Genomic DNA, 18,044 nt, shown 5'->3' with positions numbered 1-18,044 from the left:
TTATCTTTTATCTCTTATCTCCTCCAGCGCCTTGGCCAGCTGGTCGGGGCAGGAGGTATTCTTTCTGCCGCAGCGGATGCCGGACAGGCGGCGGATGACCTCGTCCACCGGCATACCCTCCACCAGCTTGGCGATGCCCTGCAAATTGCCGTCGCAGCCGGCGGTGACCTCCAGGGAGCGGACCACGCCGTCCTCCACGTCAATGCGCATCTTACGGGAACAGACGCCTTTGGGCTGATACTCAACGATCATGCTGCATTCCTCTTTTCTCTAACATACTCCGCTCACCGGCGAGATTTTTTTCAAACAGGGCGCGGACCGTCCGGGGATCGCCGCTCTGTCCCAGGGCCCACATGAGCTTGGTGACGGCGGCCTCGGTGGTCATGTCCCGTCCCTGCATCACGCCCTGTGCCAGGGCCAGCCGTCCGGCCTGGTAGAGGGAAAAGTCGCTGGGCTCGTAGAGGCACTGACTGCACACCACCACGGCCACGCCGGCCTGGGCGGCGGTCTGAAGCTTGGCCACCAGGTCCCGGCGGACGAAGTGGAGCCCGCCGGCGCCGAAGGCCTCGATGACAATGCCCCGGTAGTGCATCTGGAGGAGCATATCGAAGAGCTCCGGGTCCATGCCGGGGGTGAGCTTCATCAAAAAGACCCGTGGGGAGATGGCGTCCTTCAGGGTACACCCTTCCCCGGTTTTGGGGGGCAGGGCGCCGGGGTTGAGGTTGAGCCCGCCGCCGGAGACCTGGGCCACATAGGGCCAGTTGACGCTTTCAAAGGCGTCGAAGCCGGTGGTACGGGTCTTGACGGCCCGGGTGCCCAGGATGACCTTCCGGTCGAAGGCCACAAAGACGCCGGGGGTGGCGGAGGCGGCCATGGCCAGAGCCAGGCGGAGATTTTCCGGTCCGTCGGAGAGGGGGTGGTCGATGGGGAGCTGGGAGCCGGTGAGGACCACGGGGATGCCGATGCCGCAGACCATAAAGGAGAGGATGGCGGCGGTGTAGGCCATGGTGTCGGTGCCGTGAGTGATGACGATACCGTCAAAGTCCTTCCGGTTTTCATACACATGGCGGGCGATGATCTGCCATTCCTCCGGCTGGATGTTGGAGCTGTCCATATGGAGGATGTCCCTGACGGTGACCGCATAGTTGGCCAGAATGCTTTGTGGGAGCATGGCGGTCAGGGCGGCGCCGTCCAGTCCGGGGGCCAATCCCTGGCCGGTAGGCTGGGAGGCGATGGTGCCGCCGGTGGCCAGGAGGAGGATACGGGGTTTGGCTTTCTCCACGGCTCAAAACTCCTTTGCCAGGGCGTCGGCCCGGTCCATGGCCCGCTGCATGAGGGCCCGCTGGTCCAGGTGTACGTCGTCCAGCCCCTCGGCGCAGAGGCACCGGAAGTCGGGGATGCCGTACATGGCGCACAGGGCCTCCAGATGCCGGGCGCCCATCTCCATCCAGGAGGCGCCGGGCCGGGAGAAGCTGCCGCCCCGGGTGGTAATGAAGAGGAGGGATCGGGCCCTGCAAAGTCCCACGCTCTTTCCCGTCTCGTCGTAGCCGAAGGTGATGTCACACACCGAGATGCGCTCCAGGTAGATCTTCAGCACGGCGGGAAAGGACAGGTCCCAAAAGGGGGCGGCAATGACGATCTTGTCGGCGGCGGCGAACTGCCGGGCAGGTTGGAACATGGGGTGGTCCAGCCGTCCGGCGCTCCACAGGGCGTCCCGCTCCGCCAGTATCTCCGGGTACTGGGGCGGCAGCCGGTCCTGGCACAGGTTCCGGACGGCGACCGTATCCTCCGGGTGACCGGTCCGGTAGGCGTCCAGGAAGCGGCGGGCCAGCGCCAGGGTGCGGGACCGTTCGCCCCGTACGCAGGCGTCGATAAAGAGGACATTCATATGGATTCCTCCCAAAGAAATGGTTTTCTCTATCCTACCACAGCTTCTGTCCCGATGCAAGGCGGGTCCGTTTCCGCCAAAAGCGCCGCCAGCCGGTCCAGATTCCGTTGGTCGGACCAGTCCGCCGTTCCCGCCACGCACAGCACGGTCTTTCCCTGCCGCAAAATGAGGTAGGTCCCCCGCTGGTATCGGAGGAGCAGGTGTTCCGTGCCGGGCAGATCCGGCGCCTCCGGCGTACCTGTCCCGTTGCCGCAGGCCACCTGCCGGGTCTTGTCCCGGTCGGCCTGCCGGGCCAGCTGGTCAAAGGCGGCCTCAGCCAGCCAGGTCCACCTGGCGTCGTAGCGCTTGGTGTAGGAGATGCCCTCCTCCAGGCTCTCAATGGTCCAGACCTTTTCCAGCCCCGGTCCTTTTTCCACAAAGGCCTCCAGCGGTGTGGAAACCTGTCCGGTGGTGTAGGGGGGCCGGTCCAGCGCTTCCAGGGCCACGGTCTCCTCCCCGCCGCCGGCGGCCAGCCCCACAATCAGCACCGCTGCCAGCAGCAGCAGAAAGAGGAGCTCCAGCCCCTTCCACAGCCGCGCCCGTTCCGGCGGGGCGGGGGCGGTGCGCCGGAGGGCGTGGAGGGCGTATCCGCACAAAATCAGGTTATCGGCCGCCAGCAGCAGGAGCCCGGCGGCCAGCAGCAGCGCCGGTCCGCTGAGGAAGAGCTCGAACCAGTAAAAGGTCTCCCCCATGGCGGCGCGAAGCAGGGTCTGGAGAACCATATTCAATACCAGCACCGCCGCCGCCCAGAGGACCGGCTTGACGGCCCCCTCTTTTATCTGCCGTTTTTCCAGGGCCGGGTCGGTCTGGAGGGGGACCACCGCCCGGCCAGGCCGGGCCCGGAAGAGGGCCGCCCGGTCCAGCCGCCCCACATAGTCCCAACCGGCGTCGGCGCACAGCCGGAGGTATTCCGCCCGTTTCTCCTCGTCTCCCAGGGCGTCGGTGGGGAAAAGGTCGGCGGCATAGCGGCTTTGGGTCTCCGCCGGCACAAAAAGGCCGATCCAGGGCCACAGGACTCGCTCCAGCCGCCAGCCCCGTTCCTCCTGCCGCTCCAAAAACAGGGGAATGGACCGGTAATCCACCGCATGAAAGGTCAAAAGCATCCATTTCCGCTGTTTCATGGCGTTTCCTCCCATTCCAGGGCCTCCAGCAGCCGTTCCCAGGTCTCCCCCCGGGTGATGGGCGGGGTCTCTTCCCCGGTGCGCCAGCCCGCGAAGGCCACCTCTGTCCCCCGCCGGAGGAGCACGAAGGTCTCCTCCCGGGCCGTCCAGCTCTCGTCCGCACCGGGCAGCTCCTGCGGGGAAAAGGTCAGGACGCCATATCCGTTCTGTCCCCGCTCCGCCTTGGCGTCCTGTACGGCGCGGACCAGCTGCCGGGCCGCGTCCGCGCTGACGCAGGTATACCGCTCACACCAGAGGGCGTCCGCCCCTGCGCACTGCGCATAGTCCCACCCCTCGACCAGAAAGGACTGGGTCTTGTGCAGGGAGAGCACAAAGGTATCCCCATTCTCTCCCCCCAGCCGTTCCAGGGTGGGGACGGGCGCCTCTTCCACCACGCTCCACTGGGCGTCGGTGGGGGTGTCCATCCCAACCGACACGCCCTGTGTAAAAAGAAGGCCAAACAGGGGAAAGAGCACCTGTCCCAGCAAATAGAGGAGCCACGACACCCAGTAGAGGGCCACCCTTGCCCGGCAGAGGGGAAGGGCGGAGCGGGGCACCTCCCGATCCCTGCCGTACCGGACGGCCAGGCCGAGAGAATGGACCAGGGTCCAGAGCAGATGGAGGGCGAAGAGGACCACCGCCAGGCCGGTGAGCTGCGCGCCGGTGCTGGTGAGGAGCTGCATCCTCCAATCGGTTCTCAGGGAAACGAGCCAGGGGACCAGGAAGGCCAGCACCAAAAAGAGGACGATCAAAAGGACGCCTTCCACCGCCAGCTTTTTGCGGAAGTAGCGCCTTCCCTCCATCCCCTTGTCGCTCTGGATGGGCGTTACTTCCCGCCCGGGCAGGGCGCGGAAGAGGTCCATGCCGTTGACTTTGCTCACCCGCTCCCAGCCGGCGTCGGCGCACAGCTGAAGGTAATCCTCCCGGTCCTCCCAGCCGGCGGCCAGGTCGGCGAAGTGGCGGACCGGCCGGTCCTCCACCCTGCGGAAGGCGGCAAAGATGCGGTTGCAGCGCTCCAGCTCCCAGCCTTTTCGGGCCATATCGTCCAGCCAGCGCTGGGCGGTCTTATAATCCACCGCCTCCAAAAGGCAGAGCGTATATTTTTTCATGGCGTCCACCTCACTCCTCCAGGCAGTGTTCCATCCGCCGGATCACGTCCGTTTTGAGGGCATCCTCCACCGGTCCCACGGTAAAGAGCGTTGCCTCCGCCACGCCGTTTTCCGTCCGCAGCAGGTAGACCGTGCGCACCACATCCGCCCGCCAGACTTCCTCCATCTCCCAAAGCGCCTCCCCTTCTTCCGCCGGCGCCAGGCCGGGGGTCTGGCGCAGCATGGACCGGAAGGCCGCGTCGGTGAGGGCCTCCCACCGGCTCCGATAACAGGAAAGGGACGCCTGGTTGTCTCCGTCGGTCTCGTCCCAGCTGGTGTAGTGGAGCAAAAGGCCCCTTGTCTCTTGGACATTGTAGCGGAGGGTGTCGGCGTCGCCCAGACTCTGGGCGGCCACCCGGGCGGGATCGTCGGTGAGCAGCGACGGGATGGCGGGTCCGGGCGTCTCCCAGCTGCGCGCCACCGGGAAGAGAAGCAGCCAATAAAGGAGGACCCATACCGCCGCTATCATACATCCCTTGGCCTCCCGCCGCTGTCCCGCCGTGGGGAAGGGCCGCTTCCGGAACCAGATTCCGATGGCAATCCACACCACCGCGTAAAAAAGGACCTTTTCAAAGCCCTCTTTGGCCAGGCAGTGGGTCAAAATGGCAATCCACCCCACCCAAAAGAAGGCGTTCCAGCTGCCAAACACCTTGGCCGCGGTCCTTTCCCCCCGGCCGGGGTCCGGGACCGGTTCTCCCGTCCGGGCGGCCCGCCGCCATTTGGCAAGCTGCGTAAAAAACCGCGCCAGCCCGACCAGGCCCATGACTGCCGACAAACCGAAAAACACCGCGCCCACCGGGGCCATGCCCATCCACAGCAGCAGGGTATTTCCGTCCATGGGTATCTCCTGCGCCGTCAGCCACAAAAGCCAGGCCAGGAAGAGGAGCCCCGCGCCGCCCAGAACGGCCCCCCATCTCATCTGCTTCCACACCTGCTTTTGGAAGCGTTCGTATTCCAGCGCGCTGTCGGTCTGAATGGGCGGCGTGCCCGCCGGGGCCTCGTAGAGATTCCAATAGCCCTGCTTGGCCACAAAGGTCCACCCGGCGTCGGCGCACAGCTGCAAATAGTCGTCGTTTTCGTCAAATCGGGCGTCGCACCAGTCCACACAGTAGGAGACCGGCCGGTCGGCGGGGACATAGCGGGCCACGGTCTCCAGCCAGATCCGGTCCAGCCTCCACCCCGAAGCTCCCATCCGGTTGAGGTGGGCCTGGGCGGCTTTGAGGTCGATGACCGAATAGCAAAAAAGCTCATAGCGGTATTTCATAGCGGTTCCTCCTCTCCCAAGGCCCGTTCCATGTCCCGGGCCTGCTGTCGGATGCGGCGGTATTCCTGCTGTAAGCGCTCCTCCCCCTGGGGGGAGATGACATAATATTTGCGGCTCTCCATGGTGCGGGTCCGGTGGATGTACCCGTCCTTTTCAAAGCGGTCCAAAAGGGCGTAGAGGGTGCCCGCGCCGATGGTGACCCGCTCCTGGGTAAGCCGGGCCACATACTGCATGACGCCGTAGCCGTGCCGCTCGGTCCGGAGGGCCAGCAGCACATAAAACATCTGCTCGGTGAGGGTCTCCAGCTTTTTGCGCGCCACGGTCCCACCTCCCTATATCGATATTCGCTACTCTCCTCAGCTTCATAGTATATCAATATTCGATATATGTCAAGGGGGCTTTTTTGTTGCACGCAAACGTGCAACAAAGGCCGGTGGGGAAGGGGAGAAATGAAAGGAGGCATTGCCATGGCAACCTATACACCCACCATCTCGCTCCACCAGTGGGCGCCGGAGGACCCCTTTCTCCGGCAGGACTTCAACGAGGATTTTCAAAAGATCGACACCGCCATCCAAAACGTCCGGACATCGCCCTCCGGCATCTACGGCACCTATGTGGGCACCGGCAGCACCATAACGGTGACGCTGGGCTTCCGGCCCAGCTTTATGCTGCTCATATCCACCCACAGCAGCGCTCAGAACGCCAGCGATGTGGTGGCGGCGCTGGGGGTGAGCGGCATGATGGTCTCCATCATCCGCTCTTACAGCAACTCTATCTATACCAGCTGCACCTTCCACGATACCGGCTTTACCATTTCCGAGGGCAGCAGCGGCGGCCTGAACGTGGAGGGGGCCACCTTCCACTATGTAGCGCTCTACTAAAAGGCCGTAAAAAACGCATCCGGAACAGCAGTTCTGTTGTTTCGGATGCGTTTTTTCTGTCAGGAGCGCCAAAAGGCGGCGGCGGCTTCCCAGCTGTTCCGGTTTTCCCCGGTCTGGGGCCGGGGCGTCAGCTCCTCGGTGCGGGTAAGAAACTCCCCCAGCCAGCGGGAGAACACCGCCGCCCCGTCCCGGTTGAAGTGTCCGGCATCGTAGTAGTGCCGGTCGGGCTGGAGGCCCATCTCCCCCTCCGCCTCGGTCCAGTCCAGGAAGGGGATGCTCAGCTCCGCCAGGTCCGCCGCCATCTCCTCCCGTTTTTCTTCCGTGATCCGGCTCCAGGTGGGGTGGAGGACGGCGGTAAAGGAGATATCCTTCTCCCGGCAGAGCCGGGCCATCCGGTCCAGCCAGACCAGGTTTTCCCCATAAACCTCCCGGTCCACGGCGGTGCGGAAATAAGGGCTATCGCCCCGGGTGCCGTCGCTGCCCTCCACGCAGGTATAGCCCTTGCCGGGGTCGGTCTCGGGGGGTGAGAGGGCCTCCATCGCCTCCTCCCAGGTCAGCTCCTTCCACCGGTCGTGGTAAAAGATCAGGTCACAGAGGAGCCCCTCCCGCAGCTCCGGCTCGGAGGCGGTGAAAATAGCCCCCAGCTTGTTGTATCCGGCGGGCAGATAGCCCACGTTGATCTGGGTATAGCCCTGATAGGTCTGAAACTGGAGGGCGGTGACCTCCAGATAGACAGCGGAGGGGCTCTGGGTCTTGAGGGCCTCCCGCAAATACCAGTAGCTCTGGGAGAGGGTAAGCTCCGGTCCGGCCACCACATAACCGGTCAAGCCGCTTTGGTCGTAGACCAGGGCGGGATTCACGTCGCAGTAGGCGTAGGAGCTGCCCATCCACAGATAGTCCAGGCTGTCCCTGGGCTCGGCCAGATAGGCCTTCCACACCGCGCCGTAATTGGTCCGTACCGGGCGCAGCAGAGCGGAGAGAAAGACGGTCACAAGGAGCAGGAGTCCCACAAAGGTCAGGGACCAGCACACCGCCCGCCATCGCTTTATACGCATGTCCCGCCCTCCTTAAAATTTGAAATAGATGAAGTCCTGGGCGTCATAGCCGGTGCCGTAGATGCCGAACACCAGCACCGCCGCAGCCAGCAGCAGCGCCGCGGCCCAGCGGAGGGGACGGGGCGCATCCAGCAGGCCGGCGCCCACCGGCCGCCGGAGGGTACGGACCTCCACAAAGAAAAACAGCAGCAGGGCCAGACCGGCCACCACCAGCTCCGGCCGGTCCAGGCCCCAGGCGGTGACCGGGTGGGTGAGCCACGGCCCCCGGACCATGGCGGCAAAGATGGCCGCCGCCTTGCCCAGGGACTCGGCCTTGAAAAAGACCCAGGCCGCCGTGCTCAGCAGGAAGGTCCACAGCATCTGAAAGCCGGCGGTCAGGGGGCTGTCCTCCCCCAGCCGGAGGGCGCGGCGCAAGGAGGCCCGGTGCCGGGCGGCGAGGTCTCCCGCCACCTGATAAAGGCCGTTGAGCAGCCCCCACACCAGGAAGGTGAGCGCCGCGCCGTGCCACAATCCGCTGACGGCGAATACGATCAGAACATTTCGGTATTTCCGTATCACGCCCTTCCGGCTGCCGCCCAGGGGAATATAGAGGTAGTCCCGGAACCAGGAGGAGAGGGAGATATGCCACCGCCGCCAGAATTCCGCAATGGACCGGGAAAAATAAGGCGTTTTGAAATTTTCCATCAGCTCCACCCCCAGCATCCGGGCACAGCCCAGGGCCATATCGGAATAGGCGGAGAAGTCGCAGTAGATCTGGATGGAAAAGGCGCAGGCGGCGGCGATGACCTGGAGCCGTCCGAAGGCGGCGGGGTCGGCGTAGACGGTGGAGACCAGCAGTCCCAGCCGGTCGGCGATGACCAGCTTTTTGAAGGCGCCCCACAAAAAGCGAAACGCGCCCAGCCGGAGGCCGTCCCAGGAGGGGGCGCGCCCCGTCCGCAGCTGGGGCATCAGCTCCTTTGCCCTGCCGATGGGGCCGGAGAGGAGCTGGGGGAAAAAGGCGAGAAAAAGGGCGGTGTCCACAAAGGACCGGGCAGCCCGGTGCTTGCCCCGGTACACGTCCACCAGATAGCCCGCCGCCATAAAGAGGTAAAAGGAGATCCCGGCGGGGAGGAAGAGGGCCGGAGCCTGGACGGGCCAGCCCAGCCCGGTGAGGAGGGTGCAGGCAAAGCCCAGGTACTTAAAGAGGAAGAGGGCGCCAAACAGGCAAAGCAGCAGCAGGGTCAGCAGGGCTTTTTTCCCACGGTTCACCCGCTCCAGCGCCAGCGCGCCCCCATAGGTCACCACCGTGGCGCACAGCAGGGAGAGGAGGGCCTCCGGCCCGGACCAGAGGGCGAACAGCCAGCTTGCCCCCAGCAGCCAGAGCCGGGCCGGGCGGGCCGGCAGCAGAATCCATCCCGCCATCACCACGGGAAAAAAGCAGAAAAATGCCATAGAAAGCAAATTCAACGGGAAAACACCCCCATAATGCCCTTGTCCAGACGGATATAGAGGTTATTTTAACACAAACCGGCAGTGATCGCAACCGCTCCCCGCACCAGCGGCCCGGCTGCGGCATATGGTGGGATAGAACGTGAAGAAACGGAGGTCTTTTTATGGCAAACAGCCCGCAGGTCTGCTTTTTCCTGGGCGCCAACGCGCCCACGGGTTTTTATTCGCTCTATGACCAGCTCATCGACCGGGAGAGCGCCCGGGATTATTTCCTCATCAAGGGCGGCCCCGGCTGCGGCAAGTCCACCCTCATGCGCCGGGTGGCGGCTCGGATGGAGGCTGCGGGCCATACCGTGGAGTACATCCAATGCTCCGGCGACCCGGACTCGCTGGACGCGGTGGTGATCCCGTCCCTGGGCGCGGCGCTGGTGGACGCCACCGCCCCCCACGTGGTGGAACCCACCTGTCCGGGGGCGCTGGAGCGCTACGTCAATCTGGGGGCCTGCTACGACACGGCGGCCTTAAAGCCCATGCGCCAGGCGCTGGTCCAGGCCATGGAGGGCTACCCGGCCTGTTACCGGCGGGCTTACCGGTGTCTGCGGGCGGCGTCGGAGATCCGGGCGGATCTGCGGGCCCTGCTGGAGACCCCTCAGCTGGAGGAGCGGCTGCTCCGCCGGGCAAAGGGGATCTTGTCCCGGGAGTGCAAAAAGACCGGCGGCCAGCCGGGCAAAGCGGTGCAGCGCTTTTTGGGGGCGGTATGCTGCCGGGGGGTGGTCTGTCACTTTGACACGGCGGAGGCCCTGTGCCAGCGGCGGTACGTCCTGTGCGACAGCTATGGCTTGGCCCATCCTCTCCTCTCGGCCCTGGCCGCGGGGGCGATGGCGGCGGGGTATGACGTGACCGTCTGTCCCGACCCCGCCCAGCCCGACCGGATGTCCCATCTCCTGATTCCGTCCCTCTCCCTGGCCTTTCTCACCAGCACGCCGGAGCTGCCCTATGAGGGCCATGCCTACCGCCGGCTGCGGGTGGACGCCATGGCCGACCCCCAAGCCGTCCGCCGCAGCCGGGCTCGGCTGCGCTTTGGCCGCAAGATCGCCGCCGCGCTGACCGAAGAGGCGGTGGAGGCCATGGCCCAGGCCAAGGAAAAGCACGACCGGCTGGAGGCTCTTTACAATCCCCACGTGGATTTCGACCGGGTCCTGGCCACGGCGGACCGGCTGGCGGAGGAACTGCTGGGGTAAAAAAAAGAGAGACATGACGGCTGTCATGTCTCTCTTTTGCTGGAGCAGGTGACGAGGCTCGAACTCGCTACCTCCACCTTGGCAAGGTGGCGCTCTACCAGATGAGCTACACCTGCAAACGGCAGGTATTATTATAGCGAAGCCTCTCGAAATTGTCAAGGGGTTTTTCGAAAAAAAGAAAGGACACGATGGAACATCGTGTCCTTTTTGCTGGAGCAGGTGACGAGGCTCGAACTCGCTACCTCCACCTTGGCAAGGTGGCGCTCTACCAGATGAGCTACACCTGCAAGCGACAGGTGTTATTATAGCGGAGCACAGGCCGTTCGTCAAGTATTTTTCGCAAAAAACCGCAAAAATTTTTACGGCGTCCCGGAGGGCTGGGGGGAGATCTCCGGCTGGGCGGCGGGGGTACAGGCCGGGGTCTCGTCCCGGTCCCAGGTGTAGCCCATCTGGGTCAGGGCGTCGTCGTCCAGCAGCAGGCCGTCCTCCCGGGTGGCGTCCACGTGGCGGGCGGTTCCGTCGTCAAAGGTGACCACGTTCCAAAAATGGGGCGCGCCGTCCAGGGTCCCCTGGACCACCACCGACTCCACCTTCATGCACTGGCACAAAAGCTGAAACGCCAGGGCCATCCCCTCGCTGTCCCCCTGGCCGTTGAGGAGCACCTCATAGGCGGTGGCGCCCTGGGTACACTGTGGGACCCGTTTCCGCAGGAGGCGGAAGAGGGAGGAGACGGCGGTCTGTCCGGTCTGTCCCTGGAGGGGCGCGGTGATGTCCTCCGCCTCCCGCTGGAGGGTCTGCCGCCGCTGGGCCAGGGTCTCGGCGGAGAGGGCGTAGGTAAAGCGGACCTCTACGATGCGCTCACTGCCCTGTTCGGGATAGAGAGTGATGGTATACTCCGGCATTCCCAGGGCGGCGTCTGGGGTGTCGTAATAGGTCTGCCGCACCAGGCCGGAGATATAAGCCTCATCCTCGGCAAAGTAGCTCACTTGCATCACGGCCTCCTGGCCGAAGGAAGAGAGGGTCTCGGCCAGGACGCCCCGAATGGCGCTGGCGCCGATGACGCTGCGGACAGCGTCCATCTGCTGGGCGGTGCGGCGGTAGGTGATGTAGAGGTTGGCCTCATAGTATTTGACCACCCGGGTGGAGTCATAGCGGATGTTGGAGACGGCGTAAGCGCCGATGGGCGCGTCGCTGGCCACCTCCAGGCAGGCGGCGGAGAGATCGCTCTCCACGTCCCGGGGGTAGTTGATGAGGCGGACCACGCCGTGTTCCATCCGGTGGTCCACAAAATAGAGGATGCTGTTGACCAGCTCCTGATAGGTCTCCACCTGGAGGATGTTTTCATCGTCGTCGGTGACGGGCTGTTCCTCGTGGGGGGTGCTGACCAGGTATTCCCGTTCCAGGATGACCGAGCAGCCGGACAGGGCGGAAAGCAGCAGCGCGGCGGAGAGGAGGAGGGCCGGCAGCCGCCGGCGGGCGGGGCTCAAAGGCCCAGCTCCTCCCCCACCAGGACCACTTCCGCCCGGCCGATGGCCCTGGGCTTTTCCCACAGCACGGTGAGGGCGCGGCAGATCCGCTGGGGGCTGCTGCAATCATAGCAGCGGTCGCCCTTTTTGGCGCAGGGGGTGTCCACCCCCAGGCGCTGGGCGTTGCGGGGGGCGGCGATGTTGCGGGCCCGCCAGAGGGCGCTCTCGTAGTCGGGGGCGATTTTGTTGATGCCCACCACCAGGTAAAGCTCCTGATGGCCGTAGATGGTGGCGGCCACCCGGTTGCCGCTGCCGTCGATGTTGATGATCTCGCCGGTCTCCGCCAGGCCGTTCACCGAACAGAGGTAGACCTGGGTGCCCTCGCAGTCGGCCCAGGTGCCGCCGGTCCAGTGGGAGCGGAAGTCATTGTGGGCGGCCAGCCGCTCCATGAGGCCCAGCTGCTGGATGGTCATGGAGCCTCCCATGCCCACGGTGCAGCCGTCGATCTTGGCGTCCAGATAGTCGGCGGCCTCCCTGGCGGTGGCGAAGCAGGAGCATTCAAACCCTCTTGCCCGCAGATTTTCCTGCAATTGTTCCAGATTTGCCATAAAAATAACCTCCTGATTCAATTGATATACATGGATGGTCAGAGCTCATTGCCGTGATGGGGGCGGAAGCCGTCGCCCAGCACCTCGTGGGCGTCGCAGACGATGAGAAAGGCGTTGGGGTCCCGCTCCTTGACGAGGCGCTTGAGGGGGACGATCTGGCGCTGCTTGAAGGCGCACAGGAGGACCTGCTTTTCCTGTCCGGAGTAGGCCCCTTCTCCGTGGAGGATGGTGACCCCCCGCTCCAGCTCCTGAAAAATGGCCGCTGAGATTTCGTCGGGGCAGCTGCTGATGATATAGGCCACCTTGGCCGAATCCATCCCGTAGAGGACCATGTCCATCACCACGGTGGAGATATAGAGGGACACCACGCCGTAGAGGGCGCTGGACAGGTTGCGGAAGGCCACGGCGGCGGCGGCGATGACCACCAGGTCCACCCCCATGAGGAGCTTCCCCATGGGGAGCCAGGCCAGCCGGAGCTTCAACAGCCGGGCGGCCAGGTCGGTGCCGCCGGTGGTGGCGCCCTGGAGGAAGATGAGACCCAGGGAGAGCCCCACCAGGATACCGCCGAAAATGGCGGCCAGCATGGGGTCCATAGGGGCGAAGGGGATGGCGGCGGCAATCAGGTCCACAAAGACCGAGGAGATGAACATGGCGTAGAGGGAGGAGAGGAGGAGGTGTCCCCCCAGCAGCCGCCAGCCCAGGAAGAAGAGGGGGATGTTGAGCAGGATCACCAGCAAGCCGATGGAGAGGAGGGGGACGGCGGCGTTGATGACCTGGGCCAGGCCGGTGATGCCGCCGAAGCCGATCTGGTTGGGGGCGTAGCACCAGTCGAAGCCCAAAGCGTAGAGGGCCGACGCCAGGGTAATCATCACATAGGAAAGGAGAAGCTGCTTTGCTTTGGCTCTCATGGGAAACCTCCGGTCACAGGATGGTCAGTTGTTCCTCTCCCTTGTCCTCGGGGCGCAGCAGCGCGCCGTTGACCGGGAGGCTCTTGGCCCGATAGCGGGCGTGGTTAACGATGGGGGTCTCCTGGACGGGCTTGGCCCAGGCCACCTGATGCTTGGGCTTCAGGGTCATGACGGCCACGCCCTGGGTGGAGCGGGTGGCCTTGGGGGTGAGGAGTGCGGTATGGAAGAGAAGGCAGCGTCCCTCGGTGGAGGCCATGGCCACCTCGGTGTCCTGGTGGAGGAGGAGGGCGGCGGCCAGGGGGGATTTATCGGAGTAGGCGCCGGTGAGACGGCGGCGGCGGGTCTGGGTCTTGTAGGCAGCCAGCTCCACCCGGGCCACCTTGCCGTTTGCGAAGAAGAAAAAGACGTGTCCGCCGTAGTCGCCGGTAACCGTGGCCCACACGGGCGTTTCCCCCTGGTCCATGCCCAGACGGGTGGGGAGGTATTCGCCCAAAACGCTGGCCTTGGTATCGGCGAACTCGGAGAGGCGGGTTTTGTAGCACTGCTGCTTGTCGGTGAACACCAGCAGCTCGTCCCGGTTGGTCCCCTCCCACTGGAGGAAGGGGCCGTCCCCCTCCTTGTATTTCTGCTCGGCGCTCATCCGGAGGGACTGGGGGGTGATCTTTTTGAAGTATCCCTCCCGGGACAAGAAGGCAAAGACGGGGTAATCGGGCACATCCTCCTCCGTCTCGTCGGCGACCTGCTCGCCCCACTCGTAGAGGATCTCGGTTTTCCGCGGCGCGGCGTATTTTTTCTTCACCGCCTGAAGCTCGGCGGTGATAATCTTCTTGATCCGCTCCGGCTTTTCCACAATGTCCCGCAGGTCGGCGATCTCATCGGCCAGGGCGTCGGTCTCCTGGGTGCGCTTGAGGATATACTCCCTGTTGATGTTGCGCAGCTTGATGTCGGCCACATATTCGGCCTGGACCTGGTCGATGCCGAAGCCGATCATCAGATTGGGCACCACCTCGGCGTCCTCCTCGGTCTCCCGGATGATCTGAATGGCCCGGTCGATGTCCAGCAAAATCTTCCGGAGGCCCCGGAGGAGGTGGAGCTTTTCCTGCTTTTTGCACATGGCGTAGTGGGTGCGGCGCCGGACTCCCTCCATCCGCCAGGCGATCCACTCGGTGAGGATCTCCCCCACCCCCATGACCCTGGGCATACCGGCAATGAGGATGTTGAAGTTGCAGGAGTAGGGGTCCTGCAGGGGGGTGGAGCGGAAGAGCTTGGCCATGAGCTTGTCGGGGTCGGCGCCCCGCTTGAGGTCAATGGTGATTTTCAGGCCGTTGAGGTCGGTCTCATCCCGCATGTCGGCGATTTCCTTGATTTTGCCCGCCTTGATGAGCTCGGCCACCTTGTCCATGATGGCCTCCACGGTGGTGGAGTAGGGGATCTCCACGATCTCGATGAGGTTTTCCTTTTTGAGATAGCGCCACTTGGCCCGCACCTGGACGGAGCCCCGGCCGGTCTCATAGATCTGGCGGAGGGCGCTCTCGTCGTAGAGGAGGGCGCCGCCGGTGGGAAAATCGGGGGCTTTGAGGATGGGGAGGAGGTCCACGCCGGGCTTTTTCATCCAGGCGATGGCGGCGTCGCACACCTCGGCCAGGTTGAAGCCGCACAGGTTGGAGGCCATGCCCACGGCGATGCCCTGGTTGGCGGAGACCAGCACATTGGGAAAGGTGGTGGGGAGGAGGGTAGGCTCCTGGAGCTTGCCGTCGTAGTTATCCACAAAGTCCACCGTGTCCTGGTCGATGTCCCGGAAGAGCTCGGCGCAGATGGGGTCCAGCCGGACCTCGGTGTACCGGCTGGCGGCCCAGGCCATGTCGCGGGAGTAGACCTTGCCGAAGTTGCCCTTGGAGTCCACCAGGGGGTGGAGAAGAGCGCCGTAACCCCGGGAGAGGCGGACCATGGTGTCATAGATGGCGGCGTCGCCGTGGGGGTTGAGCTTCATGGTCTGGCCCACCACGTTGGCGCTTTTGGTGCGGCTGCCCCCCAGGAGCTTCATCTGATACATGGTGTAGAGGAGCTTCCGGTGGGAGGGCTTGAAGCCGTCGATCTCGGGGATGGCCCGGGAGACGATGACGCTCATGGCGTAGGGCATGTAGTTGACTTCCAGGGTCTGGGTGATGGGCTGTTCCACCACTTCGGCATGGAGCCCCATGACGTTTGGGTTGTTGACTTTTTTCGCCCCGCTGTCCGGGGCCTTTTTCTTAGCCATTGGAGTTCATCCTTTTCAGAGGGTTTTGGGCGATATACCGTCTGGTTTCCTCCAGATCGGTTGGATTGCGAATGATATGGTCGTAAAAGGAGCGCTGCCAGACTGGGCGTCCAATGCGTCGGCTGACGGCGGCTTTATATTGTTGAACGACTTTGGAGATGGTGGGATTGGAACGGACGGACGCCATATATGGCGTCCCTACGGCCATGAATAGAAAATGGACATGGTCCGGCATGATGCAGTACAGATCAACCACAATCTCCGGAAAATGGTTAGATATTTCCTCTGCACAAGCCCGGGCAATCATGCCGGCAGCGGAGAGCCGATCTCCTTCCCGGAAAAGAGGGATTCTTCCCCGGGTGCATATGGTAATGAAATATCCGCCATTTTGATTGTAGTCATAGTGTTTCAACCTGACATGTTTTCTCACAGGCCGTTCCATCATCCATCCCCCTCCGTAGGGGCGCCATACATGGCGCCCGCGTCCTTTTGATCGCTTACGAAATGTCCGCCAATTCCAGATACTCGCACCCGTGCGCGGCGATGTGATCCTTGCGGCCCTGGAGGTTGTCCCCCAGCAGCAGGTCAAAGACGGCGGCGGTGCGTTCCACGTCCTCGGGCATGACTTTGATGAGCCGTCTCGTCTCGGGGTTCATGGTGGTGAGCCACATCATATCCGGTTCGTTCTCGCCCAGGCCCTTGGAGCGCTGGATATCGTACTTTTTCCCCGCCAGCTTGGCGGTAATGTCGGTTTTTTCCTTGTCGGAGTAAGCAAACCAGGTCTTGTCCTTGCAGGTGATCTCGTAAAGGGGGGACTCGGCGATGTAGACATACCCTCTCTGGATGAGGGTGGGGGTGAGGCGGTAGAGCATGGTCAGAATGAGGGTGCGGATCTGGAAGCCGTCCACGTCGGCGTCGGTGCAGATGATGATTTTGTTCCACCTTAAATTCATCAGGTCAAAGGCGGACATATCCTTGGCGTGCTTGTCCTGCACCTCCACGCCGCAGCCCAGCACCTTGATGAGATCCATGATGATGTCGCTTTTGAAGATGCGGGCGTAGTCGGCCTTGAGGCAGTTGAGGATCTTTCCCCGTACCGGCATGATGCCCTGGAACTCGGCGTCCCGGGAGAGCTTGACGGCGCCCAGGGCGGAGTCGCCCTCCACGATGTAGAGCTCCCGGCGCTCGGTGTCCTTGGTGCGGCAGTCCACGAACTTCTGCACCCGGTTGGAGATGTCCACATTGCCGGACAGCTTTTTCTTGATGTTGAGCCGGGCCTTTTCGGCGCTCTCCCGGGAGCGCTTGTTGACCAGCACCTGTTCGGCGATCTTCTCGGCGTCGAAGGGGTTTTCGATGAAGTAGACCTCCAGCTGGGACTTGAGGAAGTCGGTCATGGCCTCCTGGACGAAACGGTTGTTGATGGCCTTTTTGGTCTGGTTTTCGTAGGAGGTCTGGGTGGAGAAGTTGTTGGACACCAGGACCAGACAGTCCTCGATGTCGGCCCAGGTGATCTTGCTCTCGCTTTTCTGATACTTGCCCTGATTTTTCAGGTAGCCGTCGATGGCGGAGACGAAGGCGGAGCGCATGGCCTTTTCGGGGGAGCCGCCGTGCTCCAGCCAGGAGGAGTTATGATAGTGCTCGATGCGGTTGACCGTGTTGGAAAAGCAGAAGGAGACCGAGAGCCTGACCTTGTATTCCGGCTTATCCGCCCGATCCCGGCCCTTCCGCTCGGTCTGCCAAAAGGCGGGCTGGGTGAGGGACTTTTCCCCGGCCAGCTCTTTGACGTAATCCTCGATGCCGTTGTCGTATTTGAATTCGGTGATTTCAAAGCGGTTGGCTCCCACCTGGTTGCGGAAGCGGAAGGTGACGCCGGCGTTGACCACCGCCTGCCGCTTGAGCACGTCCAGGAAAAATTCCACCGGGATGCTGATGTCGGTAAAGACCTCCAGATCTGGCTTCCAGCGGAAACGGGAGCCGGTTTTTTTGCCGGCGTACGGCGCTTTTTTCAGTCCGCCGATGTTTTCCCCCTTTTCAAAGTGGAGGGTATATTCAAAGCCGTCCCGATGGATGACGGCGTCGAACCATTCGCTGGCGTACTGGGTGGCGCAGGAGCCCAGGCCGTTGAGACCCAGGGAGTATTCGTAGTTGTCGCCGTCGCCGTTGCCGTACTTGCCGCCGGCGTAGAGCTCGCAGAACACCAGTTCCCAGTTGAACTTCTGCTCGTTTTCGTTCCAGTCCACCGGGCAGCCCCGGCCGAAGTCCTCCACCTCGATGGACTGGTCGTCATAGCGGGTGAGGGTAATCACCGAGCCGTGGCCCTCTCTGGCCTCGTCGATGGCGTTGGAGAGAATCTCAAAGACGGCGTGCTCACAGCCGTCCAGGCCGTCGGAGCCGAAGATGACGCCGGGGCGTTTGCGCACCCGGTCGGCGCCCTTGAGGGCGGAAATGGATTGATTGCCGTAGGATTTCGCGCTGCTGTTTGCCATTGGGCCTTCTCCTTCTGGGTCGATTGGATTTTTCGTCGTTATCGTTATATCTTACCCCATTTTCAGGCGGGGTGTCAAGGAAAGGCGGCGGGGGCGGGACAATCAAAGTGTAGGAGTACAATACATGTTGGACAGTTGAATAAAAAAGGATGAAGGATAGGGCCTCATCGGTTAAAGTTGAGTTGCGACACAACAACTTGACGAGAGGGGGCCAT

17 protein-coding genes and 2 tRNA genes are annotated in these 18,044 nt (G+C 63.2%); 2 read left to right on the top strand and 17 right to left on the bottom strand.

The window, feature by feature from the left end; translation table 11 throughout:
- Genes H7U37_RS06550 through H7U37_RS06520 form a run of 7 tightly spaced genes read right to left on the bottom strand, consistent with a single transcriptional unit; the run spans position 1 to position 5,819 of the window.
- A complete protein-coding gene (locus tag H7U37_RS06550) occupies positions 1–252 on the bottom strand; it encodes a TIGR03905 family TSCPD domain-containing protein (protein ID WP_204874568.1) in 252 nt (83 codons plus the stop codon).
- A complete protein-coding gene (locus H7U37_RS06545; protein WP_204874566.1) occupies positions 242–1,282 on the bottom strand; it encodes a type I asparaginase in 1,041 nt (346 codons plus the stop codon). The genes H7U37_RS06550 and H7U37_RS06545 overlap by 11 nt, the downstream gene beginning before the upstream one ends.
- Positions 1,283–1,285: 3 nt before the next feature.
- On the bottom strand, positions 1,286–1,888 hold the full coding sequence (locus H7U37_RS06540; protein ID WP_204874564.1) for an FMN-dependent NADH-azoreductase: 603 nt from the start codon (positions 1,886–1,888) through the stop codon (positions 1,286–1,288).
- 29 nt (positions 1,889–1,917) lie between these two features.
- Positions 1,918–3,048, bottom strand: coding sequence for a DUF2812 domain-containing protein (locus H7U37_RS06535; protein ID WP_204874562.1), 1,131 nt, complete (start codon positions 3,046–3,048; stop codon positions 1,918–1,920).
- Positions 3,045–4,196 carry a DUF2812 domain-containing protein gene (locus H7U37_RS06530; protein ID WP_204874560.1) on the bottom strand — a complete coding sequence of 384 codons (1,152 nt, stop codon included), beginning with the start codon at positions 4,194–4,196 and terminating at the stop codon, positions 3,045–3,047. Before H7U37_RS06530 ends, H7U37_RS06535 begins: the two co-directional genes overlap by 4 nt.
- A gap of 10 nt (positions 4,197–4,206) precedes the next feature.
- Complete coding sequence (locus H7U37_RS06525) at positions 4,207–5,499, bottom strand: DUF2812 domain-containing protein (RefSeq protein WP_204874559.1); 1,293 nt, start codon at positions 5,497–5,499, stop codon at positions 4,207–4,209.
- Positions 5,496–5,819, bottom strand: coding sequence for a helix-turn-helix transcriptional regulator (locus tag H7U37_RS06520; RefSeq protein ID WP_204874558.1), 324 nt, complete (start codon positions 5,817–5,819; stop codon positions 5,496–5,498). Before H7U37_RS06520 ends, H7U37_RS06525 begins: the two co-directional genes overlap by 4 nt.
- Before the next feature lie 147 nt (positions 5,820–5,966).
- Here H7U37_RS06520 and H7U37_RS06515 point away from each other — a divergent pair, with 147 nt between their 5' ends.
- Complete coding sequence (locus H7U37_RS06515; protein WP_204874557.1) at positions 5,967–6,380, top strand: hypothetical protein; 414 nt, start codon at positions 5,967–5,969, stop codon at positions 6,378–6,380.
- Positions 6,381–6,439: 59 nt separating this feature from the next.
- Here H7U37_RS06515 and H7U37_RS06510 read toward each other — a convergent pair whose 3' ends face one another.
- Entirely contained in the window at positions 6,440–7,435 is a 996-nt protein-coding gene (locus H7U37_RS06510; protein WP_204874556.1) for a hypothetical protein, read from the bottom strand.
- A 12-nt stretch (positions 7,436–7,447) separates the two neighbouring features.
- Entirely contained in the window at positions 7,448–8,866 is a 1,419-nt protein-coding gene (locus tag H7U37_RS06505; protein ID WP_204874555.1) for an MBOAT family O-acyltransferase, read from the bottom strand.
- Positions 8,867–9,027: 161 nt separating this feature from the next.
- Between H7U37_RS06505 and H7U37_RS06500 the strand changes: the two genes are divergently transcribed.
- Positions 9,028–10,104 (top strand): P-loop domain-containing protein, encoded by a 1,077-nt coding sequence (locus H7U37_RS06500; RefSeq protein ID WP_243413613.1) that lies wholly within the window; start codon positions 9,028–9,030, stop codon positions 10,102–10,104.
- A gap of 40 nt (positions 10,105–10,144) precedes the next feature.
- Here H7U37_RS06500 and H7U37_RS06495 read toward each other — a convergent pair.
- From H7U37_RS06495 to H7U37_RS06460, 8 genes are all read right to left on the bottom strand, one after another.
- Positions 10,145–10,220, bottom strand: a tRNA-Gly gene (locus H7U37_RS06495).
- A 95-nt stretch (positions 10,221–10,315) separates the two neighbouring features.
- Positions 10,316–10,391 (bottom strand) — tRNA-Gly (locus H7U37_RS06490).
- A gap of 72 nt (positions 10,392–10,463) precedes the next feature.
- Positions 10,464–11,591, bottom strand: a complete 1,128-nt coding sequence (locus H7U37_RS06485) for a hypothetical protein (protein ID WP_204874554.1) — start codon at positions 11,589–11,591, stop codon at positions 10,464–10,466.
- Entirely contained in the window at positions 11,588–12,178 is a 591-nt protein-coding gene (locus H7U37_RS06480) for a lactate utilization protein (RefSeq protein WP_204874553.1), read from the bottom strand. Before H7U37_RS06480 ends, H7U37_RS06485 begins: the two co-directional genes overlap by 4 nt.
- Positions 12,179–12,216: 38 nt before the next feature.
- Positions 12,217–13,086, bottom strand: a complete 870-nt coding sequence (locus H7U37_RS06475; RefSeq protein ID WP_204874552.1) for a YitT family protein — start codon at positions 13,084–13,086, stop codon at positions 12,217–12,219.
- Positions 13,087–13,099: 13 nt separating this feature from the next.
- Positions 13,100–15,343 (bottom strand): DNA gyrase/topoisomerase IV subunit A, encoded by a 2,244-nt coding sequence (locus tag H7U37_RS06470; protein ID WP_204874550.1) that lies wholly within the window; start codon positions 15,341–15,343, stop codon positions 13,100–13,102.
- Positions 15,336–15,788: a transposase gene (locus H7U37_RS06465; protein ID WP_204874548.1), complete on the bottom strand. Its 453-nt coding sequence runs from the start codon at positions 15,786–15,788 to the stop codon at positions 15,336–15,338. Before H7U37_RS06465 ends, H7U37_RS06470 begins: the two co-directional genes overlap by 8 nt.
- 52 nt (positions 15,789–15,840) lie before the next feature.
- On the bottom strand, positions 15,841–17,829 hold the full coding sequence (locus H7U37_RS06460) for a DNA gyrase/topoisomerase IV subunit B (protein WP_204874546.1): 1,989 nt from the start codon (positions 17,827–17,829) through the stop codon (positions 15,841–15,843).
- Positions 17,830–18,044: the final 215 nt, after the last annotated feature.

Origin of the sequence: Pseudoflavonifractor phocaeensis (assembly GCF_016901735.1) — a bacterium.
GTDB lineage: Bacteria > Bacillota > Clostridia > Oscillospirales > Oscillospiraceae > Pseudoflavonifractor_A.
The sequence above is the reverse complement of the archived record's forward strand: the minus strand, read 5'-3'. Positions and strand labels throughout refer to the sequence as shown.